Genomic DNA, 10,864 nt, shown 5'->3' with positions numbered 1-10,864 from the left:
GGGCGACGCCCCGGCGCGCCGCCGACGACCGCGAGGACCTGGGCGCCGGTGACGCCCGGCCCGACGGTCAGGCCGGCGCGGTCCAGCGGCGGCAGGTGGGTCAGGCCGGCGTGCACCACCGACGAGGCCGGTGTCGCGAGCGCGGCGGCGACGGCGGCGACGAGCCCGGCCTCAAGTGTCGCGGTGGCGGCGAGTTGGCGGCGGCTGGTGCCCAGGGCGGACCGCAGGGCGGTCTCGTCGGCGCGCAGGTCGGCGGTCAGCCGGCCGGCGAGGACGAGTGCCGTCGCGGCCAGGACACCGCCGAGGACGGCGATGGCGAGCACGACGGCGGCGGTGACGTGCTGCTGGTCGTCGGCTGCCCGCACTGTCGACGACAGGTCGGAGGAGACCCGGGCGAGCTGGACGCGGTCACCGAGGGTGCCGGCCAGCCGGCGGTCGGCGCTGCGGATGGCCCCGGCCACGGTCTCCAGGTCGCGACGGTTGGGGTTGGACAGGTCCGGGTGGGCGGTGACCTCCATCCGATCCACTGTGGCGCCGGTGCTGACCAGGTCGGCGAGGTCGACGAGGAACGGGCCGTAGGCGTTGACCGGCTGCATGAAGCGACCGTCGCGGTAGCCGATGGCCGAGCCGGCCGCGGCCAACGGGTCGCGGTCCCAGCCGCGCCCCGGCAGCGGGCGAACCACGCCCACGACTGTCACATCGACGGCCGGGACGGGGGCGTGGGCCAGTTCGGCGCCGAGGCGCACCTGGCGACCGGGGGTGAGGCCGAGCAGTTGGGCGGTGGACTCCAGCAGCACCGCGTCGCCCGGGTGCCGCGGCCAGCGTCCGGTGATCAGCTCGGCTCGGGCCGGCAGGTCGTCCAGCCCCGACAGGTACGCCTGGGCCGGCACTGTGGTGCCCGGGGCGAGCGCGGGCGGCAGCGCCCGTAGCACCGTCGACGCCCGCGCGGTGGTCGTCGCGGGGAACGGTGCGAGCGCGGAGGTCACCACGGCGCGGGTGTCGGCGGCGACGGAGCGCGCGTCCGGGCCCTCGACGGTGCCGGTGTAGACGGTCACGTCGACGGCGGCGGGGGCGGCGTCGGCCATGGCGATCTCCAGCGCCCGCTCGGCGGTGCGGGTGACCAGCAGGGTGCAGGTGCCCAGCAGTGTCGCGCCGATGGTGACGACCCCGAGGAGGGCCGCCAGCAACGGCCACTGCGCGCGGGCGCGCCGGCTGACCAGCCTCAGCATCGACGCGTCACCTGGCGTCCGGCACGGGCTCGTACGGCTGGCCGGCCGCCTGTTCGTCGAGGTGCCCGTCGTGGATGCGGATCACCCGGTCGGCCAGGGCCATCATCACCGCGTCGTGCGTCGACACCAGGACGGTGACGCCTTCGGATTCCACGATCCCGCGCAGCAGGGCCATCACCGACAGGCCCGTCTCGGCGTCCAGTTGCCCGGTGGGCTCGTCGGCGAGCAGCAGCCGGGGCGAGGCGGCCAGCGCGCGGGCGATCGCCACCCGCTGCTGTTGGCCGCCGGACAGCTCGGCCGGCCGCTGCCGGGCGTGGTCGGCCAGGCCGACCAGCTCCAGCAGCAACCCGACCCGCCGCTCGCGCTCGGCCGGGGCGACGCGGGCCAGCCGCAGCGGGGCGGCGACGTTCTCCGCCGCCGACAGCACCGGGATCAACCCGAAGCTCTGGAAGACGTACGACACCGTCTCGCGTCGCAGCCGGGACAGGCCGTCCTCGTCGAGCGCGGCGACGTCGGTGCCGTTGACGTGCACGGTGCCGGCGTCCGGGCGGTCCAGGCCCCCGATGACGTTGAGCAGTGTGGTCTTGCCCGAACCGGACCGGCCGACGAGCGCCACCATGGCACCGGCCGCCACGTCGAACGACACGCCGCGCAGGGCGTGCACGACGGTCGGCCCGGTGCGGAAGCTCCGGTGTACGTCGCGCACGCGCAGCAGCGGCTCGGCACTCATGCGCGGGTCTCCGAATCGGGGCGGATCGTGATGTGGTCGGGTTCCAGGGCCAGCCGGACCCGTCGGGTCAGCGCCAGCGCCTGGCGGAAGTCGCGGGGCACCTGGACCCGCCCGGCCCGGTCCATCACCGCGTACTCCTCGGCGATCATGTGGGTGTCGCCCGCCGCGTCGGTGGTGGTGCGGCGCAGCACCTCGCTGCTGGTGCGCCCGTCCCGGATCGCGACCGTTCGTTCGACCTGGCCGCTGACCGCCGGGTCGTGGGTCACCACGACGACGGTGACGCCGTAGCGCCGGTTGACGTCGCGCAGCACGCCGAAGACCTCCGCGGACGTGGCCGCGTCCAGCTCGCCGGTCGGCTCGTCGGCGAGCAGGACGCGCGGCTGGTTGGCCAGCGCCACCGCGATCGCGACCCGCATCTGCTGCCCTCCGGAGAGTTGGCCCGGGCGGCGATCGGCGCAGTCGGCGACACCGAGGCTGTCCAGCAGTTCGGCCGCGCGCTCCCGACGTTCCTCCTTCGCGGTGCGGGCCGCCGTCATCGGTAGGTCCACCATCTCGCGTGCGGTCAGGTAGGGGATCAGGTTGCTCGCCGTCTGCTGCCGTACGAACCCGACGGTGCGCCGCCGGTAGTCCACCCGGTCCGCGCGGGACATCGCCAGCAGGTTCCACCGGTCGACCCGGACCCGCCCGGCGGTGGGCGCGTCGATGCCGGCGAGGATGGAGAGCAGCGTCGACTTGCCCGACCCGGAGGCACCGACCACGGCGACCAGCTCACCGCTCTCCACGGCCAGGTCCAGACCCTGCAGTGCCTGCACCTCGATCGAACCGGTCTGGTAGATCCGCACCAGGTTCTCGCAGACGATGAGCGCGTTCCCGCCGAACTCGGGGGCCCGCGCGGACGGCTGCGGCACTGACAGCGGCGTGCCTGACATTCCCCTCCATCCGGGTTGTGCCGACGTCGAACCGGCCTCGGGTAGCGGTCAGGCCCACCGGTCCGGCACGTGATGTCACCTGGGCGGCACGCGTGGTCACCAATTGCGTCAAGGGCCTCGATTGCCCGTGCTGACGCAGATTGAAGCAGTTTCGCAATCGGCGGCTCCGTTGACCATGCCTCTGCGTGGCTTTCCTGCATCCTGGACCAGCTCTGCGACCACTGCCGCACCCCGCCACCCGCCGACGCCGGTCCCCGCTGTGGCGCGCGTCGTGAACCTGCCGGACGCCCGCACCGACTGAACAGGCGAAGGAGGACCGATGAGCGATGAGTTGCTGGTGGTCCGCTGCCAGTTGGGCGAACGGGAGGCGTTCGCCCAACTGGTGCAGGGCTGGCATCCGGCGGTCGAACGGTACGTCGGGCGGATGCTCGGTGGGTCCGACGACGATGTGGTGCAGGAGATCTGGTTGGCGGTCCTCAGGGGGCTGCCGAGGCTGCGGCAGCCGGACCGGTTCACGCCGTGGCTCTTCACCATCGCCCGCCGGGCGGTGATGAACCGGCTGCGGGACGCGTACGCCCGCCCGGAACCCGAACCGATCGACGACCTGCCGGGCGACGACGAGGCCGAGGGGGTCGTCAACCGGGAGACCCTCGCCGGCGCGCTGGCGGAGCTACCCGCCCGGGAACGGGAGGTGCTTCTGCTGTTCTACCTGGAGGATCTGCCGCTGGACGCCTGCGCGCAGATCTGCGCCGTCCCCGTCGGCACCGTCAAGTCGCGGCTCAACCGGGCCCGCACGTTGTTACGCCGTGAGCTGGTGCGGAAGGGGTACGAAGCATGACTCCGGAAGAGGTACTGGCGCGACTGGACGCGCCGTTGTCGTTGCGCAGGCGGGTCGGATACCTGGCCGTGGGCTTCACCGGTCTCACCGGGAGCGGCCTGATCGGTCTGCTCTGGGCGACCGAGCCCGAGCTACCGACACGCACCAGCGTGGCCTTCGCCGCGCTGGTGGCGATCGGCCTGTGTTGGGCGGCGTTCGGCGGCTGGGCCGTGACCCGACGGACCCCCCTGTTCGCCCGGGACCGGGTGGTCGCCGGTTGGCTCGGCGTCGGCGCCTGGCTGGCCTTCAGCGTCGGTGCGCTGGTCATCAGCGTGGTGCGGCACGAGTTCGAGCCGGTGCTGCTGGGGATGGTGCTGGTGCTCGGCGTCCTGGCGGGCGCGCACCTGCGGGCGGCCCGCCGGGCGAGGGCGGCGCTGCTACGCCGCCGCACCGCGCTGGCCGCGCCCGGCGAGGGCGGGTGAGTGACCGCGCCCCGCTGGTTCTGCCACGGGCAGATCCGCTGCTGGTGAACAGGGGTGTGCCGCGCCGCCCCGGGTCGGCACTGTGGAGCGCATGAGATTGCTGGTGCTGGGCGGTACGGGCTTTGTGGGCGGGGCGACTGTCACCGAGGCGGTGCGCCGCGGCTGGTCGGTGACGGTGTTCAACCGGGGGTTGCACGGCGTGGTGCCGCCCGGCGTACACCGGTTGCGGGGTGACCGCACCGCGCCCGACGGCCTGGCGGCCCTGGCCGGCGGCGAGTGGGACGTGGCGGTGGACACCTGGGACGGTGCCCCGCGGGCTGCCGGCGCCGCCGCCCGCGCCCTGCTCGCCTCGGTCGGCCACTACGTGTACGTGTCCAGCGGGTCCGTCTACACCGACCACGCTGCCACCGGGTTGCATGAGGACTCCCCGGTGGTGGACGCCGACCCGGACGCCGTCGACGGCGACTACCCGCAGCTCAAGGCCGGCGCCGAGGGTGCCGTGCGGGGGGTGTTCGGCACGCGTGCGCTGATCGCCCGGGCCGGTCTGATCCTGGGCCCGGGGGAGGACATCGGCCGGCTGCCCTGGTGGCTGCGGCGCATCGAGCGTGGCGGGGACGTGCTCGCCCCCGGGCCGGCCGACCTGCCGGTGCAGTACGTCGACGTTCGCGACCTGGCGGGGTGGATGCTGGACGCGGGGGCCCGAGGGGTGGGCGGCACTGTCAACGCGGTCGGCCGGCCGACGCAGACCACGATGGGGGAGCTGCTCGACGCGTGCGTGGCCGCCACCGGTGCCGCCGCCCGGCTGCGCTGGACCGAACCGACGACCATCCTCGCCGCCGGCGTGCAGCCGTGGAGCGACCTGCCGATCTGGATGCCGCGCGGCCACCCGTACCGGGGGTTGCTGGAGCAGGACGTGACCCGCGCGCTGGCCGCCGGGCTGACCTGCCGGCCGGTGACCGAGACCGTCGAGGACACCTGGCGTTGGCTGCGTGAGGTCGGCGCGGTTCCGCCGCGCGCCGGGCGACCGCAGCGCGGCCCGGTCGGGCTGGACCCGGCCCGGGAGGCCGCCGTCCTCGCCGGCTGAGCGTGCCCCGGCGGGTCAGGCGGGCACCACCGGCAGCTCCAGCACCTCGTCGACCTCACGTCGGGGGGTCGGTCGGCCCGGTTGGCCGTACCCGATCCGCAGCACCATCTGGGGGGTGCCGAAGCGGCCCAGCGACAGCCGCAGTTGCTCCCGCGCCGACGGCACCTCGATCGGCTGGGAGAGCATCGACACGCTGAGCCCGGCGTCCGTGGCGGTGAGCAGCAGCCGTTGCAGGGCCTGCCCGGCGATCACCTGGTCCACCGCGGTGTTGCCCGCCGAGCCCAGCACCCCCACCAGAGGTTCCGGTTCGAAGTCCCGGCCGGGGGCACGGTCGCGCCCACCGTAGCCGCGGGCCGGCAGGACATCCTGCGGCTCGCCCTGCGGGCCACCGGCCGAGCTGGGTACGCCGTCCGGGGCGAACTCGCGACGCAGCCACCGTTCACGCTCGGCCCGGTACGCGGGGTCGCGTTCCAGCACCCGGTGCGCGCCGCGCGCGATCTCGCCGAACGCGGAGACCGCGCTCACCCCGATCAGTAGTTCCAACCAGCACTGTTCGGCGCGGGCCGCCTCGCCGAGGCGCCACCGGGCGTCGGCGGGCACCGGGTCGGGCCAGAACGGCAGTCGGTTGCTGAACCGGCGGGGGATGGCCGCGTACAGGCTCTGCTCGGCGGGGGTGGGCCGGCGCGGGACGTCCGGCACCAGCCGGGCCAGCAGGTCCGGTTGGGCCGGGTCGGGGCGCAGCCGCACCCGGGCCGGGGTGCCGGCGACGGCCAGGGCGATCCGCAGGTTGAACAGCGCCGCGCCGCAGGCGACCCGGACGCCCCACCCGCTCGGGTCGGTCGCCGGCAGCCGGCGGCCCGGGTCGGCCAGCACCTCGATGCCGCCGTCGCGCAGCCGTAGCCGCCACGGTTGGGTGTTGTGCAACGACGGTGCCCGGACCGCGTCCACGGCGGCGGTCCGCAGCTGGGTCGCGGTGTAGCCGATCTCCATGGCGGTGCTCCTCTCCCGGTGCGGCCGGCGGCGGGTGGTGCCGGGTGGCCGTACCTTCACGGTCCACTCTTCGGCGGTCGCCGAGCAGGGCCGGACGTCCCGACCGGTCGGGACCGAGCGCCCGCTCGCGGCCCACTGGTCGGGACCTTCGGCCCGTGCGCCGGGCCCCGGGCAGCGGGTAGAAACGACTGATGATCCGTGTGTTCCTCCTCGACGACCATGAGGTCGTCCGTCGTGGCCTGGCCGACCTGCTGCAGAGCAGCGGTGACATCGAGGTGGTGGGCGAGTCCGGCTCGGCGCAGGAGGCGGCCCGTCGCATCCCGGCGTTGCGACCCGACGTGGCGATCCTCGACGCGCGACTGCCCGACGGCAACGGCATCGACGTGTGCCGGGACGTCCGGGCCGTCGACTCGTCCATCAAGGGCCTGATCCTCACCTCGTACGAGGACGACGAGGCGCTGTTCGCGGCGATCATGGCTGGTGCCGCCGGGTATGTGCTCAAACAGATCCGGGGCACCGACCTGGTCGACGCGGTCCGCCGGGTCGCGGCCGGGCAGTCGCTGCTCGACCCGGCGATCACCACCCGGGTGTTGGAACGCATCCGCAACGGCGTTGAGCAGCCGCGCGAGCTGAAGTCGCTCACCGAGCAGGAGCGGCGGATCCTGGAGTACGTGGCGGAGGGGCTGACCAACCGGGAGATCGCCGGTCGGATGTTCCTCGCGGAGAAGACCGTGAAGAACTACGTCTCCAGCGTGCTGGCCAAGTTGGGTCTGGAGCGCCGCACCCAGGCCGCCGTTCTGGCCACCCGCCTCCTCGGCAAGACACCCTGACCGGGGTCGCGGAGGTCAGTCGCGCAGCGGCACGGTCCAGCGCAGCTCGGTGCCGTGCGGTTCGACGCCGAGGATCGTGAAGGTGCCGGCGAGACGGCTGGCACGTTCGCGCAGGTTGACCAGACCACCCCGGGCGGCGGCCGGGTCACAGCCCACCCCGTTGTCGCTGACCGTCACGGTGACGTGACCGGCGTCGACGCGTACGGCCACGTCGACGCGGGTGCACTGGGCGTGGCGGACGACGTTGGACAGCGCCTCGCGCAGCACCGCGGTCAGGTCCGGACGGATGGCGTCGGGCACGGCGCTGTCCACTGGCCCGGCCAGCTCCAGATGCGGCTTGAAACCCAGCGACTCGGCGGCCGCCTCGATCGCCGCCCGGATCTCGGTGCGCAGCTCCGAGGTCATCGGCGTACGCAGCTCGAAGATGGTCCGGCGGATGTCCCGGATGGTGGCGTCGAGATCGTCGACGGCGGCGTTGATCCGCTTGGCCACCTCCGGGCGGCCCATCGGTGCGGCGCTCTGCAGTTGCAGGCCGGTGGCGAAGAGCCGTTGGATCACGACGTCGTGCAGGTCACGGGCGATGCGCTCCCGGTCCTCCAGGACCACCAGCAGTTCCCGCTCCTCCTGGCCCCGGGCTCGTTCCATGGCCAGCGCCGCCTGCCCCGCGAAGCTGCCCAGCAGCGCCACGTCCTCCTCGCTGGCACCCCCGCCGCGCTCCGGCCGGTGCGCCACGATCAGCACGCCGTGCAGGGTTTCGGCGGTGGCGAGCGGTGAGATCATCGCCGGGCCGGTGTGCAGCAGCGCCGGCCACGGCGCGGCGTGCGCCAGATCGTCGACCTGGTCGTGCCGGCCCTCGGCGACGGCCGCGCCGAAACTGGTGTCGGCGGCGGGCAGCACCGCGCCGACCAGCGGATGGGCCTGCGCGTCGGCGCCGTCGACAACCTCCACCGAGAAGTGCTCGGTGTCGCTGTCGTAGAGCAGCACCAACGCCAGCTCGGCCTCGGCGACCTCGCGGGCCCGGCGGGCGACCAGCGCCAACGCGTCGGTACGGCGTACCTCGCCGAGCAGCACCGTGGTGATCTCGGCGGTGGCGGCGAGCCAGCGTTGCCGCCGGTGCGCCACGGCGTACAGGCGGGCGTTCTCGATGGCCACGCCGGCGGCGGCGGCGAGCGCGACGACGATCTCCTCGTCGTCCTCGGTGAACTGCGCGCCGCCCTGCTTCTCCGCCAGGTAGAGGTTGCCGAAGACCTGGTCGCGGATGAGGACCGGCACCCCCAGGAAGCTGTGCATGGGCGGGTGGTTGGCCGGGAAGCCGTAGGAGCGGGGGTGCTGGGTGATGTCGGGCATCCGCAGCGGGCGGGGGTCGTCGATGAGCAGACCGAGCACGCCCCGCCCGTGCGGCAGGTCACCGATCCGCTCATGCTGCTCGGGGGTGATGCCGTGGACGATGAAGTCGTGCAGCAGCCGGTCCGGGCCGACCACGCCGAGCGCGCCGTACCGGGCGCCGACCAGCTCGCAGGCCGCCTGCACGATGCGTTGCAGGGTGGTACGCAGATCCAGGTTGGTGCCGATGCCGACCACCGCGTCCAGCAGGGCCCGCAGCCGCTCCCGGCTGGTGACCACCTCACCGACGCGGACCAGCATCTCCTGCAGCAGCTCGTCGAGACGGACCCGGGACAGCGGGCTCAGCCCGAGCGACGGTGTCGTGGATGGTTCCTGCCGGGGCGACGGGGCGCTGCTGGTCATCGGGGGATGGTAGCGCTGGCGTCGCCCGTCGTCAGGGGCCGTCAGCGCACGGCCGAGGTGTCGACCACCTGGGCGGTGGTCAACCGTGGCGTGTGCGGCGGGCCGGACTGGGTCGGATCGGCGATGCCCAACCGCAGCACCAGGTACGGGAAGCCGATGCCGGAGAGCAGCTGACGCAGGGTCTGCCGGGTGCCCGGCACCTCCACCACCGCGCTGAGCGGCACCACCGACACGCCGAGCCGGGTGGCGGTCAACCAACCGGCGGAGAGCGCCTCGCCGGCCCGCAGCCAGCTGTCCCGTTCGTCCTCGTCGCCGTGCAGCATCGCGTACACCGCCATCTGGTCGTGCCCGGGACCCACCGGCAGGCTGCCGGGCCGACCGAAGTCACGCCCCGGGACGGTGGTCTGCGCGGGCTGCTCGGGCAGCACCTCCGCCGGCAGACCGGTGCCCGAGCCGGCCCGGCTGGTCCAGTACGCCAGCTCGGTACGCATCTCCGTGTCCTCGGCCTCGACAGTGTCGGCGTGCCCGGCGGTGGCGGCCAGCTCCAGCACCTGGTCGCGGTCGAGGATCTGCAACCGGCAGCCTTCCGCGCTGACCGCCCGGGTGATCTCCTGGATCGCCGTGGGCGGCACCGGCTCGTCGCTGACCGGCCGGCGATCGGTGTGCCGCACCTGCATGCACTGCACCATGCGCATGGCGTCCGGGTCGGCCGTGGTGTGGCTGAGGTCGGTCAGCCGGGCCAGCAGCTCGGTGTCGGCCGGGTCGGGCAGCCGTTCCACCACGGCGCGCCACCCCTCGGCGGCCAGCGCCAGTCGGGCGTGGTGCAGGGCGGTGCCGCAGCTGATGGCGAGCAGTCGCCCGTCGGGGTCGCTGGCGGCGAGCTGCCGGTCGGCGACGGAACGCAGCTCCAACGCGTCGGGCAGCACCCGCCAGCGCCACGGCTGGGTGTTGTGCACCGAGGGGGCGTGGCCGGCGGTGGCGGCGGCCTCCGCCAGCGCGGTGGTCAGCTGGCTTTCCTGACTCATGGTCACGACCTTTCCGTCTCTGCTCATCGTGCCGCACGGCGCGCCGCCGCGCCGGGGTTGCCGCCTCATCCTGCGACACTCGGTGGTGTCCCCGCAGGGCCACAGGTCCCGTCCCCGCCGGGTCGTTACGCCCGCGGTGCTCAGCGTTCGCGGACCACCGCGACGGGGCAGTGGGCGTGTTGGATGAGCTGCTGGCTGACCGAGCCGAGCAGCATGCCGGCCAGCCCGCCCCGACCCCGGCTGCCGACCACCACCAGCAGCGCGTCCCGACTCGCCTCGATCAGCATCGCCGCCGGGCTGGTCGACACCAGGTCGACGGTCATCGGCAGCTCGGGGTAGGTCCGTCGCCACGGCTCCAGCGCCTGCTCCACGGCGGCCCGCTCGTCGGGCACCCCGGCCGCTCCGCCGGGGCCCGGCGTCCAGGCGTGCAGGACGCGCAACGGCACCTGCCGCTGCACCGCCCGCTCGGCCGCGAAGCCGAGCGCCACCAGCGAGGGTTCCGAGCCGTCCACGCCGACCGCCACCGGGCGACTCGACGTGTCGGTGGCGGCGCTGCCGACCCCGTCGCGGACCACCACGACCGGGCAGTGGGCGTGCGCGGCGACGGACACCGCCGTCGACCCGACCAGCAGGCCGCCGAATCCGCCGTGGCCCCGGCTGCCGAGCACCAGCAGCCCGGCCTCAGCCGAGCGTTCCTGGAGCACCAGGGTGGGCGGCCCGTCGTACACCTCACCGGTGATCTTCAGCCCGGGGTTGGCCGCGGCGGCGTCCGCCGCGGCCTTGCGGACCAGCTCGTCGACCTGCCGGCGGGCGGTGTCGTCGGGCCACACGCCGGGCGCCACCCCCGGGCCGACCCAACTGGCCACCGTCAGCCATTCGAAGACGTACGCCAGCCGCACCGGCTGGCCGCTGTGCCGCGCCTCCTGCACGGCCCAGTTCAGGGCCAGCGAGGCGTCGGTGGAGCCGTCGTAGCCAACCAGGATCTCCGCGTCGCGCACGTCG

Annotated in this window: 10 protein-coding genes and 1 pseudogene; 4 read left to right on the top strand and 7 right to left on the bottom strand. The window is 74.2% G+C overall.

Annotated features, from left to right (window positions below; genetic code table 11):
• From KBX26_RS30580 to KBX26_RS30570, 3 genes and pseudogenes are all read right to left on the bottom strand, one after another.
• Positions 1 to 1,229, bottom strand: a pseudogene (locus KBX26_RS30580) (permease); the annotation flags it as partial.
• A gap of 7 nt (positions 1,230 to 1,236) precedes the next feature.
• Positions 1,237 to 1,959 carry an ABC transporter ATP-binding protein gene (locus KBX26_RS30575; RefSeq protein ID WP_030336090.1) on the bottom strand — a complete coding sequence of 241 codons (723 nt, stop codon included), beginning with the start codon at positions 1,957 to 1,959 and terminating at the stop codon, positions 1,237 to 1,239.
• A complete protein-coding gene (locus KBX26_RS30570; protein WP_210866994.1) occupies positions 1,956 to 2,888 on the bottom strand; it encodes an ABC transporter ATP-binding protein in 933 nt (310 codons plus the stop codon). Before KBX26_RS30570 ends, KBX26_RS30575 begins: the two co-directional genes overlap by 4 nt.
• 319 nt (positions 2,889 to 3,207) lie before the next feature.
• Here KBX26_RS30570 and KBX26_RS30565 point away from each other — a divergent pair, with 319 nt between their 5' ends.
• The 3 genes from KBX26_RS30565 to KBX26_RS30555 all read left to right on the top strand — a co-directional run bounded on the left by KBX26_RS30565 (position 3,208) and on the right by KBX26_RS30555 (position 5,271).
• Positions 3,208 to 3,726, top strand: a complete 519-nt coding sequence (locus tag KBX26_RS30565) for an RNA polymerase sigma factor (protein ID WP_030336086.1) — start codon at positions 3,208 to 3,210, stop codon at positions 3,724 to 3,726.
• The gene (locus KBX26_RS30560; protein ID WP_210861050.1) at positions 3,723 to 4,187 is read left to right on the top strand and encodes a hypothetical protein; all 465 of its coding nucleotides are present in this window, start codon (positions 3,723 to 3,725) and stop codon (positions 4,185 to 4,187) included. The genes KBX26_RS30565 and KBX26_RS30560 overlap by 4 nt, the downstream gene beginning before the upstream one ends.
• A gap of 91 nt (positions 4,188 to 4,278) precedes the next feature.
• Positions 4,279 to 5,271 (top strand): NAD-dependent epimerase/dehydratase family protein, encoded by a 993-nt coding sequence (locus KBX26_RS30555; protein WP_030336082.1) that lies wholly within the window; start codon positions 4,279 to 4,281, stop codon positions 5,269 to 5,271.
• A gap of 15 nt (positions 5,272 to 5,286) precedes the next feature.
• Here the strand turns inward: KBX26_RS30555 and KBX26_RS30550 are convergent, their stop codons facing one another.
• On the bottom strand, positions 5,287 to 6,261 hold the full coding sequence (locus KBX26_RS30550) for a nitroreductase (RefSeq protein ID WP_030336081.1): 975 nt from the start codon (positions 6,259 to 6,261) through the stop codon (positions 5,287 to 5,289).
• 191 nt (positions 6,262 to 6,452) lie between these two features.
• Here KBX26_RS30550 and KBX26_RS30545 point away from each other — a divergent pair, with 191 nt between their 5' ends.
• Positions 6,453 to 7,091 (top strand): response regulator transcription factor, encoded by a 639-nt coding sequence (locus tag KBX26_RS30545; RefSeq protein ID WP_030336079.1) that lies wholly within the window; start codon positions 6,453 to 6,455, stop codon positions 7,089 to 7,091.
• A 15-nt stretch (positions 7,092 to 7,106) separates the two neighbouring features.
• Here KBX26_RS30545 and KBX26_RS30540 read toward each other — a convergent pair whose 3' ends face one another.
• From KBX26_RS30540 to KBX26_RS30530, 3 genes are all read right to left on the bottom strand, one after another.
• Complete coding sequence (locus tag KBX26_RS30540; RefSeq protein ID WP_210866993.1) at positions 7,107 to 8,837, bottom strand: GAF domain-containing sensor histidine kinase; 1,731 nt, start codon at positions 8,835 to 8,837, stop codon at positions 7,107 to 7,109.
• A gap of 41 nt (positions 8,838 to 8,878) precedes the next feature.
• A complete protein-coding gene (locus tag KBX26_RS30535; protein WP_247681251.1) occupies positions 8,879 to 9,862 on the bottom strand; it encodes a nitroreductase in 984 nt (327 codons plus the stop codon).
• A gap of 140 nt (positions 9,863 to 10,002) precedes the next feature.
• Positions 10,003 to 10,860: a universal stress protein gene (locus KBX26_RS30530; RefSeq protein ID WP_210866991.1), complete on the bottom strand. Its 858-nt coding sequence runs from the start codon at positions 10,858 to 10,860 to the stop codon at positions 10,003 to 10,005.
• Positions 10,861 to 10,864: the final 4 nt, after the last annotated feature.

The organism is Micromonospora sp. C97 (genome assembly GCF_018070385.1).
GTDB classification, from domain to species: Bacteria; Actinomycetota; Actinomycetes; order Mycobacteriales; family Micromonosporaceae; genus Micromonospora; species Micromonospora parva.
This window is presented reverse-complemented; position numbering and strand designations above follow the sequence as displayed.

What these genes read in the sequence shown, in the direction of transcription:
- KBX26_RS30560 (WP_210861050.1), top strand. Translation starts at nt 3,723, where the DNA reads ATGACTCCGGAAGAGGTACTGGCGCGACTGGACGCGCCGTTGTCGTTG.
- KBX26_RS30575 (WP_030336090.1), bottom strand. Translation starts at nt 1,959, where the DNA reads ATGAGTGCCGAGCCGCTGCTGCGCGTGCGCGACGTACACCGGAGCTTC.
- KBX26_RS30540 (WP_210866993.1), bottom strand. Translation starts at nt 8,837, where the DNA reads ATGACCAGCAGCGCCCCGTCGCCCCGGCAGGAACCATCCACGACACCG.
- KBX26_RS30565 (WP_030336086.1), top strand. Translation starts at nt 3,208, where the DNA reads ATGAGCGATGAGTTGCTGGTGGTCCGCTGCCAGTTGGGCGAACGGGAG.
- KBX26_RS30555 (WP_030336082.1), top strand. Translation starts at nt 4,279, where the DNA reads ATGAGATTGCTGGTGCTGGGCGGTACGGGCTTTGTGGGCGGGGCGACT.
- KBX26_RS30545 (WP_030336079.1), top strand. Translation starts at nt 6,453, where the DNA reads ATGATCCGTGTGTTCCTCCTCGACGACCATGAGGTCGTCCGTCGTGGC.
- KBX26_RS30550 (WP_030336081.1), bottom strand. Translation starts at nt 6,261, where the DNA reads ATGGAGATCGGCTACACCGCGACCCAGCTGCGGACCGCCGCCGTGGAC.
- KBX26_RS30570 (WP_210866994.1), bottom strand. Translation starts at nt 2,888, where the DNA reads ATGTCAGGCACGCCGCTGTCAGTGCCGCAGCCGTCCGCGCGGGCCCCC.
- KBX26_RS30535 (WP_247681251.1), bottom strand. Translation starts at nt 9,862, where the DNA reads ATGAGTCAGGAAAGCCAGCTGACCACCGCGCTGGCGGAGGCCGCCGCC.